Genomic DNA, 16,089 nt, shown 5'->3' with positions numbered 1-16,089 from the left:
GGAGCGCATATGGCAACCCGATTTAAACAGGAATCAACGAGTAGGCATCAACACAAAACTGCAACGAATCTTGACAATGATCGCCATAGCATTGATGATATCTCCAACCGCGTTCAACCTCAATCAGGGTTAGATGTTAATCAGTCGTCAGTTCAACCGTTGCGTAAGTTAGGTTTACCTTTTTGGCAGCGACTCAGTTTAAAAACTAAAGCGACTACCCTCGCGATCGCCCTCAGCACGCTACCAATCGTCATTATTGGTGCAACAGCTTATTATATCACAAATAAAGGCATTACAAATAACGTTACGCAACAGCAACAAGCACGCGCGATCGCTTTAGCTGGTCAATTTGATAATTTTATTGCACAACGCTATCTCGATATTCAAAACTTGGCGCAGTCGAGTATGTTAAGCGATCCTGCCGTGCGGGCAATCGTACCGACGCAAGCCAAACAATTTAATTTAGAGCAATATATTAAAAATAATCCTGGCTACGACAATATTGTTGTTATTGATCCTGCCGGTCAAGTAATTCTGCAAACTGCGGGAGAAGGCATCGCCAACTATAGCAATGTAGATTATTTTCAACAAAGTATTAGAACCAAGCGCCCCGTAGTTACACCACCGAGAAAGTCGTTATTAACAGGCGAGTATTCAATTTATGCCGCAGCCCCCGTGATTGATACAACAACTGGAGAAGTCTTTGCGGTAGTGCGATCGCGGACTCCAGTGCAATACTTTAATGAAATTCTGCACGCTGAAGCGAAAACCTTAGCCCGAACCGGAAACAGTTTCGGCGTTGAAGAATACTTTGCCATTAATGACTTGGGCAAAATTGTTGTGGCTCCAACCGAACACCTAGACTATATCGGTGAAGACGCGCAAGCCGTATTTCCCCGTGTAGCGCCGCGATTAGCGAACAATACGTCCGTCGGCAGTATCATCGACCGCGATCGCGTTGAGCGCCAACAGTATTTAGTATCGTACACCCCTATCCGTCAAATTGAAAGTCAAACCGACTTGAATTGGAGTGCGATGGTTGCTCTACCCACAGCGCAAGTTTTTGCCGCCCATCAAGGATTATTTTTACCCTTCTTCTTGGGAACGAGTGCGATCGCACTACTTATTGGTGCGATCACCGCTTACTTAGTTAACCGTGCCTTACGTCCCGTCGTCAACGCTTCGCTAGCAGTCCAAAAACTCGGAAACGGACATCTCAACACAAGATTGAGCGTACATGGCAAAGATGAATTAGCGATGCTCGGTGCTAACATCAACAACATGGCAGACCAACTGCAAGGTTTACTGCAACAGCAAGAAGAAGTTACCGAACAAGCGCAACTATTTGCAGATGTCACATTTCGGATTCGTCGCTCATTGAATATCGATGATATTCTCAAGACAGCGGTGAAAGAAGTGAGAAAAGTTCTCAGATGCGATCGCGTTGTGATTTATCGATTTAATCCTGACTACAGTGGTACCGTTGTTGCTGAATCTGTCGCACCTGGCTGGACACAAGCATTAGCAGAAAGCATCAACGATCCTTGTTTCAAAGACCGACACATTCAACAATACAAAAATGGTCGCGTGCGCGCTATTGATAATATCCATCAAGCTGGTTTAACCGACTGTCATATCAAGACTTTAGAACGATTTGACGTTAAAGCCAACTTAGTCGCGCCTATCCTCAAAGATAACCAATTACTGGGGTTACTCATTGCGCATCACTGTGCAACAACCCGCGCTTGGCAACAAGCTGAAATTGATTTATTCACGCAGCTTGCAACTCAAATCGGATTTGCACTCGATCAAGCTTATCTTCTAGAACAAGTAGAAAAAGCGCGCGCAGTTGCTGAAGAAATTTCGCAGGAACAACGACAGCAAAAAGAAGCACTTCAGCAGCAATTGCTAGGATTACTCAGTGATGTCGAAGAAGCAACCAAAGGCAATCTTACAGTACGTGCAGAAGTTACCGCAGGCGAAATTGGTACTGTAGCCGACTTTTTTAACTCAATCATTGAAAGCTTGTGCCAACTCGCAACCGATGTCAAAACAGCCGCAACTCAAGTGAATGTTGCAGTTGCCGAAAACCAAGGCGCGATGCATCAATTAGCCGATCAAGCCTTACAACAAGCCGAGGCGATCAGGCATAGTCTTGGCTCTTTAGCACAAATGACCGATTCGATTCAAGACGTCGCCGCCAGCGCCCACCAAGCCGCAGAAATTACGCGCACAGCTTCGCTAACCGCACAAGTGGGCGGAGTCGCTATGAACCACACGGTAGATAGTATTTTAAACCTAAGCCAGACTGTTGCCGAAACCGCGGGCAAAGTCCGCCAGTTAAGCGAATCCTCGCAACAAATTTCTAAAGTCGTTTCTTTGATTAACCAAATTGCGCTGCAAACCAACGTCTTAGCGATTAACGCTAGCATAGAAGCAAATCGTGCAGGTGAAGAAGGTAGAGGCTTTGCTTTGGTAGCAGAAGAAATCGGCGAACTTGCCTCGCAGTCGAGTGCTGCAACAAAAGAAATTGAGCAAATTGTGGAAAATATTCAACGCGAAACGGTTGAAGTTGCCCACGCGATGGAACTCGGTACAAATCAAGTTGTTGAAGGAACAAATTTAGTTGAAGATACGAAGAAAAATCTTAAGAAGATCTTTGATGTCTCGCGCCAGATCGATCAATTAGTTCAATCAATTTCTCACGCAACCATTGCGCAAGCCCAAACTTCACAACAAGTTACCCAATTAATGAAAGAAATTGCAACAGTTTCTGAGCAAACCGCAAATTCTGCACAGCAAGTTTCTGGTTCTTTACAACAGACAACCACTATCGCCCAGCAATTGCAAGCTTCCGTTGGTGCCTTCAAAGTCGATAATGAAAGTTGAGTCTTTCATTTATAGCAACGGTCAATAGAGTTAGGACATTGTAAAAGTTTCTCGTACACAGTTTACCCATGTTTTCCTACCTTAATAAAACTCTGACCTCTGACCCCTGCTTAATCACATGGTAAAGGATAAAGAACTAGAAATCCGGCTATCGTTTCTTGAGGAAGCTCAAGACTATTTAAACACGATTGAAACCGGAATTATGGTTGCATCTGCACGCGAAGATCGTCAACAAATGGATGCGGTGCTACGCGCTGCACATTCGATTAAAGGTGGCGCGGCGATGATGGGGTTTCCTGTATTAAGCGATCTCGCGCATCGTTTAGAAGATTTTTTCAAAGTCTTAAAAACACAGCAACTGCCAATTGATGCTGAGTTGGAAAGTTTATTATTGGCAGGTGTCAGTTGCTTGCGACAAGCGATCGCTATCTATCATCAAGGAACAACGCTTGACAAACAATGGCAACAAAACAACGTCGATCCGGTCTTTTCTCAGCTACAGCAACGTCTAGGAAATGCAACAGCGGTTGATAGCAATGAGTTGCTCTTGCCAGAAGATACGCAAGATATGCAAACTTTAGTCTTTGAAACCGAAGTCGAAGAATGCCTGCAACGATTAGAAGCTATCTTAGCAGACCCGCAACACCCTGGACTCCTTGAAGAAACTTTCACAATCGCGCAGGATTTTGCCAGCTTAGGGCAAATGTTTCAACTTTCTGCGTTTCAAAGCTTGTGCGAATCAATTAGTCGCAATCTTGAAGCATCCCCTGATCGCGTTACAGAAATTGCAAGTTTAGCTTTGCAAGAATGGCGGCGATCGCAAGCGGCAATTCTACTTAACCAAGACACTGTACCAGCAACAATTCCTTTTGATGACGTTAAGAATAACGATATAGAAACCGCACAAGCCGAACTTGAAGCCCTTTTTGATTTACTCTCCGATCCAGAAACCGAGGCAAATCCTCAAGAATTCCACCAAACATTAGCTTCAATTACTCTCCAACCTCCGCAAGAATCAGAAAAAAAATCTGTTCATTTAGCTTCAGAAATCGATTCAGGTTCTCTTGTCAAAGAGCAAGATAAAACAGTTCGCGTATCGATTGATATCCTCGAACACCTTAATGATTTATTTGGAGAACTCACAATCGAGCGTAACGGAATTAATTTGTATTTGGAGCGTTTAAGAAATTTAGTTAAAATTTTAGATGGTCGAGTTCGGACGCTAAAAAACCTTGATACTCGCTTGTCCGCAGCTTATGAAAGAAACAACTATTCGCACATAGACGCTGCTGATAGCTTTAATAGCTATACCATAGAACAAGAACCTAATTCTAGCGCTAGATTTTCCACTGAAGGTCATAACCTCCGAGCTTTAACCGATGAGGTTATGGAAAACATTTTTCGTATTCAAGAAGTCGCTGATGATATTAGTCTTAGTATTGAAGATACTACACAAACTGTCAGCGAACTTAATCGCACAGCAAAGCAGATGCAAACCAGCTTGACGCAAGTGCGAATGCGTCCCTTATCTGATTTATTAAATCAATTTCCGAGATTTTTACGCGAACTTTCATTACAGTACAACAAAAAAGTTGACTTAAAAATTCAAGGTGGCGAAACTTTAATTGAACGGAATATTTTAGAAGCATTAAACGATCCTTTAATGCATTTATTACGTAATGCCTTCGATCACGGAATTGAAGCTCCGCAAACGCGGCGATCGCACGGTAAACCCGAACAAGCCACAATTGAAATTAAAGCTACCACACGCGGTAATCAAACGATCATCAGCATTAGCGATGATGGTAGAGGAATTGATCTAAACGCAATTCGTGCTAAAGCACAGCAACTCGGTTTAGACGCAAAGGCGCTGACAACAGCTAGCGAACAAGAACTATTAACACTGATTTTTGAACCAGGTTTTAGTACCGCCCAACAAGTCACAAATTTATCTGGTAGAGGTGTCGGACTTGATGTTGTTCGCACGAACTTAAGCAAAATTCGTGGAGATATTAAAGTTGATACGCAGCTTGGTGTAGGGACAACTTTTCATCTTAATGTACCAATAACACTTTCTATCGCGAAAGTTGTTCTTGTTGAAAGTAACGGTATGTTTTTAGCATTTCCGACAGACGCGATCGAAGGAATGCTTTTACTTAATTCTGAACACGTTACCACAATCGCGGGTGACGAAATGTTTAGTTGGGAAGGCGATACAATGCCTTTAATTCGCTTGGGGCAATGGCTGATATTTCGTGGTTCAACACACAAACAATCTCATGCAGCGACTGTACCAATTATGAGTGTTCCCACAGTCTTAAAAATTATCCAAGGTCATGAATTAGTCGCTGTGCAAGTAGATCGTTGCTGGGGCGAACAAGAAGTCGCAATTCGCCAAGTTGAAGGCACGATCACCATGCCTCCTGGATTTTCTAGCTGTACAATTTTAGGTGATGGTCGCGTTGTTCCTTTAGTGAATCCATCAGCTTTACTGCATTGGATTTCTACTTGTCAGAAATCAGCAAAATTAGAACAAACCGAGACAACTAATCCAAAAGTTCAAAGTCATAAAAACACGATTTTAGTCGTAGACGACTCAATTAATGTACGTCGTTTTTTAACTTTATCTCTAGAAAAAGCTGGCTACCGTGTTGAAGAAGCGATCGACGGACAAGATGCGCTAGAAAAACTTTTTAGTGGTTTGCAAGTAAAAGCTGTGATTTCTGATGTTGATATGCCTCGCCTTGATGGTTACAGCTTACTCGCCCAAGTTAAATCAATTGCGAATCTCAAGCAAATACCTTTTGTAATGTTAACTTCGCGTCAAGGACAAAGAGAGCGTCAACTGGCGCTCAATTTAGGTGCAGCAGCTTATTTTTCTAAGCCCTTTAATGAGCAAGAATTACTCCAAAGTTTACAGTTGGTTTTAAATTGAAGATATGATATTCATTGTCACCAGCCATAGCAGAAAAAGCACTGTCAATTTCTACCCTTTTCTGCGCTGCTAGTTCATGTCGTAAGGCAATAGCAACAAATTCGTTACGACTGCGAGCGTGTCCTTGCTGAAGTGCGCGATCAGTTGCTTCTAAAAGCTCAGTAGGCACACTTAATGTAGTACGCACTAAACGATCCATACAGCAACTTTTAACTGATGATTATTCTATTATCACTTGAGTGCGATCGCCTCAAGAATTATTTCCCTAATCGCCTGCGCTGCGAATTCAAGTGATACAATTATCAACCAAGCTAGGGGTGTCTGGATGTCCAGGCTGAGATCAAACCCTGAGAACCTGAGACCGGCTCATACCGGCGGAGGGAAGCTGTTACTAGAGGAACTCAATAATGCGTACAGAATGGATCGCGAAGCGTCGCGGGCAAGCTAATGTGACACAGATGCACTATGCTCGTCAAGGCATAATTACCGAAGAGATGCACTATGTCGCCCAACGAGAAAATCTACCAGCAACGCTGATTCGAGAAGAAGTTGCGCGGGGACGCATGATTATCCCCGCTAATATTAACCACACCAACTTAGAGCCGATGTGTATCGGCATTGCCTCGAAGTGCAAAGTTAATGCGAATATTGGCGCAAGTCCTAACTCTTCTAACTTAGATGAAGAAGTTGCGAAACTCAACCTCGCAGTTAAATACGGCGCGGATACCGTGATGGACTTATCTACAGGTGGTGGGAACTTAGATGAAATTCGCAGCGCCATCATCCAAGCCTCACCCGTACCAATTGGTACAGTACCCGTCTACCAAGCACTCGAATCGGTTCACGGCACAATCGAGAAGCTGACTCCTGATGACTTTCTGCACGTGATTGAAAAGCACGCACAGCAAGGAGTAGACTATCAAACGATTCACGCTGGAATCTTAATCGAGCATTTGCCATTGGTGCGCGATCGCATCACCGGAATCGTCTCGCGCGGCGGTGGTATTCTTGCGCGGTGGATGCTGCATCATCACAAGCAAAATCCGCTTTACACGCACTTCCGTGACATTATCGAAATCTTCAAAAAATACGACGTTTCTTTCAGTTTAGGCGATTCGTTACGTCCTGGATGCACGCACGACGCATCCGACGCGGCGCAACTTGCCGAACTTAAAACCTTAGGACAACTCACACGCAAAGCATGGGAACATGACGTGCAGGTGATGGTTGAAGGTCCTGGTCACGTACCGATGGATCAAATCGAGTTTAACGTCAAAAAGCAAATGGAAGAGTGTTCCGAAGCACCCTTCTACGTTTTAGGACCCTTAGTAACCGACATTGCGCCTGGTTATGACCATATCACCTCGGCAATCGGCGCAGCAATGGCAGGCTGGTATGGCACGGCAATGTTGTGCTATGTCACGCCTAAAGAGCATCTAGGACTACCTAATGCTGAAGATGTCCGTAATGGCTTAATCGCCTACAAAATCGCCGCCCATGCCGCCGATATCGCGCGTCATCGCCCTGGTGCTAGAGATCGCGATGACGAATTGTCGCGCGCGCGTTACAACTTCGACTGGAACCGTCAGTTTGAGTTAGCGCTCGATCCAGAACGCGCCAGAGAATACCACGACGAAACTCTACCCGCAGATATTTACAAAACTGCCGAATTCTGCTCAATGTGTGGTCCTAAGTTCTGTCCAATGCAAACTAAAGTTGACGCCGATGCGCTGACAGAATTAGAGAAGTTCTTGGCAAAAGAAACTGTAACTCAAAGCTAGTTATAGCAAGGGTCAGAGGTGCGGGGGAGCAGAGGTGTAGAGGAAGTTATGAGTCGTGAAGTGTTGAGTTATGAGTTATTTTCTAATGCCTCCGGCACCTTTGGAAAGCGAACAATTCAAAACTCACCTCTCACCCCCCACTCCTAACTCCCTCTACTCTAGTTCCTGAAAGCGCTGTTGAATGTCTGCGATTGTCAGTACTGATTGAAATTGCAATCCGGCTGATGCATAAAGTTCTGCACCTCCTTGCAGGCGATCAACGAGCGAAATAACATGGTTGACGCTGTAACCCGCATCTTTAAGCCTTTCTGCGGCTTTTAATGCCGATCCTCCCGTTGTCACGACATCTTCTAACACGACAACGCTCGCGTTTTCTGGTAAATTTGGACCTTCAATATACGCTCTTGTACCGTGTCCTTTTGCTTCTTTGCGGACAATCAACGCGGGTATTGGGCGATTTTCATACGCTGAAACCACACTAACAGCTGTCACAATTGGATCGGCACCCAAGGTTAAACCAGCGACAGCTTGAGTATCAGGTGGTAACAAAGAAACAACAATCCGCCCGATCGCTAACGCTCCTTGAGGATGTAGCGTGACTTCCTTGCCATTAATATAGTATGAACTGTGCTGCCCAGAAGAAAGCACAAAATCTCCTTCGCGATAAGCTAACCGACAGAATAAATCTAAAAGGTGTTGGCGAAGACTAGTGAGATCAGCAGTTATTGCCCAATTATCAGATGCTGGCTGCGACGCAGTTTGATTAATCATCAGTGTGTCAACGGTGGTGGCTAAGCGAAAGTTAAGCTAAAAAGAGTTTAAGTTTCAGCATAAATGAAGACTGCGTTAGAAAGTGAGGTTGAATCTATGCGTTTCGCGTACAAATGTTTGACGAGTTTAATTCTTCTTGCAGCTATCCCGACTGCGGCGATCGCCCAAACAGCACCCGTAGAGCCAACACGCAGCGAAACAGTACCGGAGGCATTCTACCGCGCCTTTTTTACAAACGCACCTGATTTTTATCGCAATCGTTCTTTACTACGGCAACTCAACTCATTGTTTGGGATTGGTTCTTTCACGCGCAACAGTTATCCTGAAAATGAATACATACGCGACGCGCGGCTTATCAATACTTTGTACCAAGATACGCTCCAACAACAAATCGGTAACACAACGCTGCGTACGCCGGATTTACAAAATCCTTATGACTCATCGCTATTCTCACAACCCCCCGCACAGGTGACACCAACGAACATTACTCCAACTGATACAGAAGATAGCAACCAAAACGAGAGCGATAGCCCACCGGTAGAAGTTCCCGCCGAAGACATCCCAATCGAAAACGATTTGGAAGGTGAAACGGAAAATCCCGAAATTATACCTTTTGAGTAGGTTTTATAAAAAGTCGGCAGTGCAGGAGTTGAACCTGCCTAAGGCGAATTATGAGTTCGCTGCCTCAACCGCTCGGCCAACTGCCGGAATTTTCTTTTATATTATCAACGACAACGCACTTGTGTGGACAAAATGTGTTGTTACCGCTGACATATTAACATATCATTTTTATACTATATTATTGCCTATTTAATATAGTCGATGTCATTGTTGATATTGTGAGAATCACAATAAAATAATGCAATAGGCACAGCAAACGATATGTTGAGCAGCAACTTGTATATTTAAATAACCAATGAAAATAAACTCTACTGTAGCGCTCAGTTTGCTCTTGTTAGTTCTTATGGCGATCGCAGGTTATGTAAGTGCAGTATGGGGATTTAGTATTGGTAGTGAAGCCCTCGAAAGTGTAACTCAACCGGATACGCGTCCAGTGAATAAAGGTAAAATTGCTCAAAGAGCCTCGCAACAGCAACGGGCAGTGGTGATGTTAAAAGAGCAAGATATCCTCACCAACGTTCGCGCCAGAATTGAAGGCAAAGGCAAAAACGCCAAACCAGAAAAACCACAGTCGCCAAAACCTGATACGCAATCATCTAACACAACACCAAAAGCGCAGTTAGTCGTAGACGCAAGTCAACCAGGATTTCCGATTGTCAATCGCGATCGCGACGTTGTTTTAGAAGTTCTATCCGCGCAATATGTAGGTGGAACATTACAAATCAAACTGAACCTCAAAAACGAAGGCGATCGCACGGTGCGCTTTTTGTCAAGTTTTATGGATATTACAGATAATCACGGACGCGCGTTAACAGTAAATGCTGAAGATTTACCCGAAAAGTTAGCCCCCGATGGCAAACCGGTATCCGGCGTAGTAAGCATTCCCGCAACCGCGCTTGATGATGTGGAAAACCTGTCGCTACGTTTAACCGACTATCCTCAGCAGCAACTCAAACTGCAAGTATCGGAAATTCCTGTCAAAATTTAAGTGTTGTATCTTATTGGGGCAAGGCGGACAACAATGCCACGAGGCAGAATTTTGAAACCAAATTGATGTCTCACTTGCCGATAGTTGCCTGTTTTGTTCTGCTTTTGGCTGTATCACCGTTGTTTATCTCAGATATATGGCTGCGCCTGCTTTCGGTATTGTTGCTGATTGCAATTAATGCCTTTTTTGTGGCAGCAGAGTTTTCTATGGTGTCCGTGCGGCGATCGCGCATCCACCAATTGGTAGAAGCTGGAGACGCACCCGCGATCACGCTCCAATCACTCCAACATAGTATCGAGCGCTTGCTGTCTACGACTCAATTAGGAATTACGTTATCGAGTTTGGCACTCGGTTGGATTGGCGAGAGTACGATGGCTGTTCTTGTCGCTACGGGGCTAGCACAGTTACCCGTTTCAGATGCGCTGCGGATGCGGTTGGCGCACTCACTCGCAATTCCCTTAGCTTTTCTCCTTGTCGCTTATCTCCAAATCGTTTTAGGGGAACTTTGCCCCAAGTCAGTCGCATTGCTTTACTCGGAACGGTTAGCAAGGTTGCTAGCACTTCCTGTAAAAGCGATCGCGCGTTTCTTTACGCCATTTATTTGGGTTTTAAATCAATCAACACGCTTGCTGCTACGCGTTGTCGGAATTCAATACACGGGACAAGCTTGGCTATCTCCAGTGACTTCAGAAGAGTTACAGTTAATTATTGCCACCGAACGCGAATCAACCGGCTTAGAAGCCGAAGAACGCGAACTATTAAATAACATCTTTGAATTTGGCGATGTCACCGCTGAAGAAGTTATGACACCGCGCACGGGAATTGTGGCTTTATCCGAAGAAGCGACGTTTCAAACTTTACTCAAAGAAATGGCAACGACAGGGCATTCGCGCTATCCTATCGCAGGTAAATCGTTAGATGATATTCGCGGGATTGTTCACTTTAAGGAACTGGCAAAGCCACTCGTTTTAGGTAAATTATCGCTTGATACAAAAATTCAACCTTGGATACAGCCTGCTAGATTTGTCCCCGAATATACTCCGTTAAGCGAGCTATTGCCATTAATGCAGCGATCGCATTTACAAATGGTCATCGTTGTCAACGAATTTGGTGGTACTGTCGGCTTATTGACCATTCAAGATTTAATTGCTCAAATCATTGGCAATGCTGGTGAACTCGCAAGAACAAACGAGTTACTCGTCCAAAACTTGGATGAGCAAACTTTTTTGGTTCAAGCACAAATGAACCTCGAAGAACTCAACGAATTATTACAGTTAAATTTACCCTTAAGCGACGACTATCAAACATTGGGGGGGTTTGTTCTCTACCAACTTCAAAAAATCCCCGCGATCGGGGAAACTTTACACTATCAGAACTTAGAATTCACCGTCGTCTCAGCGCAAGGTCCTCGTTTACAGCATATCCGCATTCACTGTCCGCAAGCGATGCATACTAATGAGTATCAAGAGTAAGAAGGTGAAGGGCAAGAAGAAATTATCATCAATAACTTTAGCAAGCGATCGCTTTTGACGCCGTATTTTTTTGCGCGATGCATCTGGAGATGTATAGATGAAGATACAAAGAGTTATTTTCTAGAACCTAAAATTTTTATATAACCATAGTCAATAGAGTTAGGACATTATTGAAGCTAGTATTGATGTCCTTGAGGGGGGGTTTAACCCTGACCTCTGACTCCTGCTATACATTCTGCCTTTTGCCTTAATTTTAGACTACAATAAATCGCCAAGAAGCTATTAGTAAAAATATTCTTAAAATGCGATCGCTTCTCCTCACTATTCTAAGTATAAGTACTTTGCTTGCTTCATTGTTATCTTCTACAGTACAAGCAGTACCGCAACCCTCAACCGAGCCATTGGAATTGAGCTTGTTAGATCCAGGCGCACCGCTAAACAATAGATATGTAATTACCGCAAATACAATTTCTCAAAGCGACCTCACAGTTCCTAGTTTGTGGTGGGCAAGAGAACAGTTTGCGGGTCAACTTTTAGACAATTGGATTGCATATCCGGCGGATGGTACTAATGCTGGACGCATTGACTTGATTGTTAAACAACACCTTTGGAATGCACTTGACTACCTACAACGCTACAAATTTGTCAATCATTTTGGTACAGTAGCGAGAGATTTCGGTTACAACATCCGCGTGTTTAATTATCAACAAGAACTTTTAGCAACCTATACGTGTGATTTCACCGCAAATCTTCAATGCCAAATCGACCATCTCAATACCACAGGAAGACCAGGATTGCGGCGAATTGGTGAAGGTCAAAATGGTACGATGCGACAACTCGATACAGAATCTGAGTAGAGATCATACAAACTGTCGAATTATTGGCGGTCTTTAACTTTACACTTTTACGATCAAAACGGGTGTGCCTTCGTGTCGCTGAGGCGCGCTAGCATCTTCTACGGTTATAGCGACTGCTGCCACCAAGTCTTTATTGCGATATATCTGAGGAACCTCAATATTTTCTAAAGCATTGCCGTTAGCATCGACTCGAAATACTGCTGTTAAGACAGCGTTTTTGTCATCAGTTGTAACGGGCGCACCTTGCTGCAAGACTGTCCACAATGCATAAACTTTTCCAGGCGGTAAAGCAGGCAAGTTTTGCGCGATTAGCTCAGCTTCTAGTGTACTGGGATTGACTTTTAGGGTAGCCGAGGCAGAAACATTTGCATCTTGGGCTTGCAGCGCAAAAGTTAAAGGTTCCGATTGCTGGACTTCAGCTTGTATTTGTAGAGATCGCCACAGAAGATAATTACTCATACCCAAAGCGACAATCAACACGGCTGCGGCAACTCCCATGGCTTGAAACCAGGAGAATGAGCGCTGTGGGCGCGCGCGGCTCAAGCGTTTACTCTGATGCTTATTTGCATCCAAAATGGATGTACGCAGATATCTTGGCGGTGCTACTTCTGGTGGAGCATATGTTATTTCTAATGCCTTTTGCATCTTTGCGACTTCTTGGGCGATCGCAGCATCATTTGCCAGAAGTTGTTCAAATTCTGTCATTTCCTCTGGGCTTAGATCGCCAAGGACATACCCAGCAATGAGTAACTGTAACTGTTCTGACGGCATCGACCAAACCATAGTTGGGGCTATCCAATGTAATCTGTGAGAGTTTGACGCAGTTTGAGAAGACCCCGCCGCGCTCTAGCCTTCACAGTCCCCAAAGGAATTTCTAGTCGCTTGGCAATTTCTGACTGACTAAAACCATCATAATAAGCCATCTGGAGAATTTGCCGCTGAGTGTCTGATAATTGGGAGAGTGCTGCTCGTACTTCCTGAGATTGCTCACTTTGAGAAAGTTGTTCAAAAAGAGAATCGGTAGCAGTTTGCTGTGCTTGGCTATCTCTCCACTGTCCAAACAACTCACGGGCTTTACTACGCGATCGCACTCGGTCAATCGCACGCGATCGCGTCAAAATCGCTAAGAATGTTCTCAGTGAGCCTCGTGTTGGATCGTAGGATGACGCTTGAGCAAGATTGAGAAAAATATCCTGCGTGAGATCTTCTGCTTCCTGCAGATTACCAAGAATTTTGAGTGCTATTCCATAAACTAATCCAGCATGGCGATCATAAAGAATGCCTAAAGCAACATCCTGACCAGCTTTTAGCGCGAGGTATAACTCTACATCTGTTTGGATGAATTTGTCAGTGTTGCCAGGTTGCTCAGAAGGCATTGTACCTACTAAGAAGATTTACTTTATGAGGTGATTGTACGATTAATCGCATCTAAATCTAATTGAAATGGACAATTCATACGGTAAGTATATTTATCTCTAGGACGATAATCATTCGTTGTTGCTAGTGAAGTGTAAAGCGAACCATCAGCTTGTTTACTCAGCTTCATCCAAAGTTTACCATGCTCTCCACAAACAAATTCTTCAACCCAGGAATGACAACTATTGTGTGTGCCTTTCGCAGTCAATAATAATGCCTCCTGATGAAGCATTTTGACGTGTCTTCGGCTTTCTGATACTTCTGTGTAAGATAGAAAGTACTTTGAGTTACCTACGCGCCATAATCGGCGATTGCATTTAGGGCAATAAAACCGCTGAGCATTTTTCTGATTACTACATTTACTCGGCATTAAAAACCTCGTATCTAGAACAGTGTCCTCAATAACATAGAGAATATTTCTTACACTTCATAATCAATTATTCTCAAGATACTATTATCTGTTGAATTTGTCATTACTAAATAATGAACTTTTAGCATAAAATTGACTTTTTAAAACTTATTAAAATCCACTAAATTAGTTAAATTCAACGTAAACTTCAAATTACTTTTTCTGTTATTATTTAAAATATTAGTACTTTAAAATTTATGCTACAAAATCATATTTCCTAATAAGATAAAAACTTTTATTTGCTACTAAATAATTAACCTATCTTTGTCACAGAAATGAATTAGCAATAATCTTATGAATTAGATTCACTCAGTGAGCATTATAATATTAGAAAAAACAAAAAAATAAAAACCTTGTTTGTATCTATCGTTAGTTAAATAATTAGATTGGTAGTTAGTTACTAATTAATAGTTAGCCCTTATCATGTTTATCATCACTAATTAACTGTATTTAATATTAATAGTTAACTAATGTAGTAGCATAGTAATACCCAAAACTTGAACACAACAAAGGTTTAGAAGCAGTCTTTCTTGGATAAAGCTTTTCACTCACACTCAACTGTTTAATAAGTTTAATAAACTTATTGTAATAACGCACATAATAAATAGACCTCCTGCATGAATCGCACTCTTCCTTCGACTCTTTTCGGAACTACCCAAACGAAGCGTGCAAAGCAGCATACTAAAATTAAGAGTTTTATGATTAAGTCCACGGAGGTGGACAGGGTTATCTAGCAGCGAACAAATTCGTGATTCTCTTCATGCAGGAGGAATAATCAATGCAACTAGTTTATTGTCCTATCTAACACAAGCAGTGGTTGAAGTGTCAAATAGCAATCTTTATCTAGCTTTTAAACTTGAGGAAGGAACTACTATTATAGTTATCCTTTAAAAAAGTTATAGATTTCGATTGCATTACTTCGAGTGATTTTAATTAATTACAACTTCACCTCAAACTTGTTATCTACCTTTAGAACTTAGGGTAGCAGCAATTCCAATTAAATTACCTGCACGAAAGTTACCTATAAAAGTAGCTCGTCCAGTTGATAAATCTACAGTATACAAAGATCTACCAGATGCAATAAATCCAATATTCTCTCCATTGCGGTTAGTGACAATATCAAATCCTGCGATCGGCGGTAAGTTAAAACCCAGCGATCCTACTGTGGTTAGAGTGCCATCATTCGGTGGATTCTGAATGACTAAGCTATCAGAATCATAGTCCAGATTATAAAGTGTGGTATTGCTGACTCCAGGTCTAGAGTTAGTATATGCAGCAGCGGTTACCCCAATCGCTTGAGGAGGATTGTAATTAAGTGGTTTATCTACAACAACTTCTCCGGTGTCAACGTTAATTCTAAAATTCTCACCATTGTTTGCTACTAACCTCAGCCTATCCGCAACTGGATTGAAATCTACACCGGATTGAAATCCTCCACTAAAGCTTACTGATAAAGAACTTATCAATGTAGCAACACCGCTATCACTATTAATTGTGTATATTTTATCAGTATCTGTAATTGCATAGAGTTGATTATTTGCAGGGCGAAAATCTATTCCTAAAACGTTTCCATCAACTCCTTTAATTTTGATTTTATTTGAACGGCGAGAATTGTACTCATATGTAACTAACGTATTATCGCTTTTTAATCCAATAACTTTATATACTGGTCTACTGAGTGCTGGAGCAAAAGCAAAAATCTGAGAAGCAGCGGTCAAAGATATGACTAATGCGGCTTTACCTAATTGATTAAATCTCATTAGACCTCCATCAACTTGTCTTTGTCGTAGTGAAGTGAAATCGTCGATACTCCCAATTGCAAGTTCAATTGGTTTGCACGACTCTAGTACGTCATCAACAACAAATTGGATGCATTTAGTTCAAAAAAAATCTATATTTTTCTTGAAGCTTCTTCTGAAGACAAGTTGAGGAATGGATTTCCAATGAACT

13 protein-coding genes, 1 tRNA gene and 1 riboswitch are annotated in these 16,089 nt (G+C 42.7%); of the genes, 7 read left to right on the top strand and 7 right to left on the bottom strand.

The genetic code is table 11. The annotated features are described in order from the left end of the window. Positions 1-9 precede the first annotated feature (9 nt). The gene (locus NIES1031_RS12220) at positions 10-2,889 is read left to right on the top strand and encodes a methyl-accepting chemotaxis protein (protein WP_073549838.1); all 2,880 of its coding nucleotides are present in this window, start codon (positions 10-12) and stop codon (positions 2,887-2,889) included. A gap of 118 nt (positions 2,890-3,007) precedes the next feature. Beyond that, positions 3,008-5,824 (top strand): hybrid sensor histidine kinase/response regulator, encoded by a 2,817-nt coding sequence (locus tag NIES1031_RS12215; RefSeq protein WP_073549662.1) that lies wholly within the window; start codon positions 3,008-3,010, stop codon positions 5,822-5,824. On the opposite strand, the gene NIES1031_RS12210 is transcribed toward NIES1031_RS12215, so the two are convergent. Continuing rightward, on the bottom strand, positions 5,778-6,023 hold the full coding sequence (locus NIES1031_RS12210; protein WP_073549660.1) for a ribbon-helix-helix domain-containing protein: 246 nt from the start codon (positions 6,021-6,023) through the stop codon (positions 5,778-5,780). The two genes, NIES1031_RS12215 and NIES1031_RS12210, sit on opposite strands and share 47 nt — an antisense overlap. Positions 6,024-6,127: 104 nt before the next feature. Then, positions 6,128-6,224, top strand: a riboswitch (TPP riboswitch). 7 nt (positions 6,225-6,231) lie between these two features. On the opposite strand from NIES1031_RS12210, the gene thiC reads away from it, so the two are divergent. Then, on the top strand, positions 6,232-7,605 hold the full coding sequence (thiC, locus tag NIES1031_RS12205; RefSeq protein ID WP_073549659.1) for a phosphomethylpyrimidine synthase: 1,374 nt from the start codon (positions 6,232-6,234) through the stop codon (positions 7,603-7,605). Between the two features lie 153 nt (positions 7,606-7,758). On the opposite strand, the gene pyrE is transcribed toward thiC, so the two are convergent. Beyond that, entirely contained in the window at positions 7,759-8,376 is a 618-nt protein-coding gene (gene pyrE / locus NIES1031_RS12200; protein WP_073549657.1) for an orotate phosphoribosyltransferase, read from the bottom strand. Between the two features lie 96 nt (positions 8,377-8,472). On the opposite strand from pyrE, the gene NIES1031_RS12195 reads away from it, so the two are divergent. Further along, entirely contained in the window at positions 8,473-8,997 is a 525-nt protein-coding gene (locus NIES1031_RS12195; protein WP_143167766.1) for a hypothetical protein, read from the top strand. A gap of 13 nt (positions 8,998-9,010) precedes the next feature. On the opposite strand, the gene NIES1031_RS12190 is transcribed toward NIES1031_RS12195, so the two are convergent. Then, positions 9,011-9,083, bottom strand: a tRNA-Ile gene (locus NIES1031_RS12190). A gap of 209 nt (positions 9,084-9,292) precedes the next feature. Here NIES1031_RS12190 and NIES1031_RS12185 point away from each other — a divergent pair. From NIES1031_RS12185 to NIES1031_RS12175, 3 genes are all read left to right on the top strand, one after another. Further along, entirely contained in the window at positions 9,293-9,985 is a 693-nt protein-coding gene (locus NIES1031_RS12185; protein WP_073549654.1) for a hypothetical protein, read from the top strand. Positions 9,986-10,050: 65 nt separating this feature from the next. Continuing rightward, positions 10,051-11,457, top strand: coding sequence for a hemolysin family protein (locus NIES1031_RS12180; RefSeq protein ID WP_073549653.1), 1,407 nt, complete (start codon positions 10,051-10,053; stop codon positions 11,455-11,457). Between the two features lie 341 nt (positions 11,458-11,798). Beyond that, positions 11,799-12,314: a hypothetical protein gene (locus NIES1031_RS12175; RefSeq protein ID WP_236738814.1), complete on the top strand. Its 516-nt coding sequence runs from the start codon at positions 11,799-11,801 to the stop codon at positions 12,312-12,314. A gap of 39 nt (positions 12,315-12,353) precedes the next feature. On the opposite strand, the gene NIES1031_RS12170 is transcribed toward NIES1031_RS12175, so the two are convergent. From NIES1031_RS12170 to NIES1031_RS12155, 4 genes are all read right to left on the bottom strand, one after another. Further along, the gene (locus NIES1031_RS12170) at positions 12,354-13,097 is read right to left on the bottom strand and encodes an anti-sigma factor (protein WP_073549650.1); all 744 of its coding nucleotides are present in this window, start codon (positions 13,095-13,097) and stop codon (positions 12,354-12,356) included. A gap of 8 nt (positions 13,098-13,105) precedes the next feature. Next, complete coding sequence (locus tag NIES1031_RS12165; RefSeq protein WP_073549649.1) at positions 13,106-13,690, bottom strand: sigma-70 family RNA polymerase sigma factor; 585 nt, start codon at positions 13,688-13,690, stop codon at positions 13,106-13,108. Between the two features lie 23 nt (positions 13,691-13,713). Next, the gene (locus tag NIES1031_RS12160) at positions 13,714-13,938 is read right to left on the bottom strand and encodes a hypothetical protein (protein WP_143167765.1); all 225 of its coding nucleotides are present in this window, start codon (positions 13,936-13,938) and stop codon (positions 13,714-13,716) included. A gap of 1,160 nt (positions 13,939-15,098) precedes the next feature. Next, complete coding sequence (locus NIES1031_RS12155) at positions 15,099-15,899, bottom strand: DUF4394 domain-containing protein (protein WP_073549646.1); 801 nt, start codon at positions 15,897-15,899, stop codon at positions 15,099-15,101. Positions 15,900-16,089: the final 190 nt, after the last annotated feature.

This window comes from Chroogloeocystis siderophila 5.2 s.c.1, assembly GCF_001904655.1.
Taxonomy (GTDB): domain Bacteria; phylum Cyanobacteriota; class Cyanobacteriia; order Cyanobacteriales; family Chroococcidiopsidaceae; genus Chroogloeocystis; species Chroogloeocystis siderophila.
The sequence above is the reverse complement of the archived record's forward strand: the minus strand, read 5'-3'. Positions and strand labels throughout refer to the sequence as shown.

What these genes read in the sequence shown, in the direction of transcription:
- NIES1031_RS12165 (WP_073549649.1), bottom strand. Translation starts at nt 13,690, where the DNA reads ATGCCTTCTGAGCAACCTGGCAACACTGACAAATTCATCCAAACAGAT.
- NIES1031_RS12220 (WP_073549838.1), top strand. Translation starts at nt 10, where the DNA reads ATGGCAACCCGATTTAAACAGGAATCAACGAGTAGGCATCAACACAAA.
- NIES1031_RS12155 (WP_073549646.1), bottom strand. Translation starts at nt 15,899, where the DNA reads ATGAGATTTAATCAATTAGGTAAAGCCGCATTAGTCATATCTTTGACC.
- NIES1031_RS12215 (WP_073549662.1), top strand. Translation starts at nt 3,008, where the DNA reads ATGGTAAAGGATAAAGAACTAGAAATCCGGCTATCGTTTCTTGAGGAA.
- thiC (WP_073549659.1), top strand. Translation starts at nt 6,232, where the DNA reads ATGCGTACAGAATGGATCGCGAAGCGTCGCGGGCAAGCTAATGTGACA.
- NIES1031_RS12170 (WP_073549650.1), bottom strand. Translation starts at nt 13,097, where the DNA reads ATGGTTTGGTCGATGCCGTCAGAACAGTTACAGTTACTCATTGCTGGG.
- pyrE (WP_073549657.1), bottom strand. Translation starts at nt 8,376, where the DNA reads ATGATTAATCAAACTGCGTCGCAGCCAGCATCTGATAATTGGGCAATA.
- NIES1031_RS12185 (WP_073549654.1), top strand. Translation starts at nt 9,293, where the DNA reads ATGAAAATAAACTCTACTGTAGCGCTCAGTTTGCTCTTGTTAGTTCTT.
- NIES1031_RS12195 (WP_143167766.1), top strand. Translation starts at nt 8,473, where the DNA reads ATGCGTTTCGCGTACAAATGTTTGACGAGTTTAATTCTTCTTGCAGCT.
- NIES1031_RS12180 (WP_073549653.1), top strand. Translation starts at nt 10,051, where the DNA reads ATGTCTCACTTGCCGATAGTTGCCTGTTTTGTTCTGCTTTTGGCTGTA.
- NIES1031_RS12210 (WP_073549660.1), bottom strand. Translation starts at nt 6,023, where the DNA reads ATGGATCGTTTAGTGCGTACTACATTAAGTGTGCCTACTGAGCTTTTA.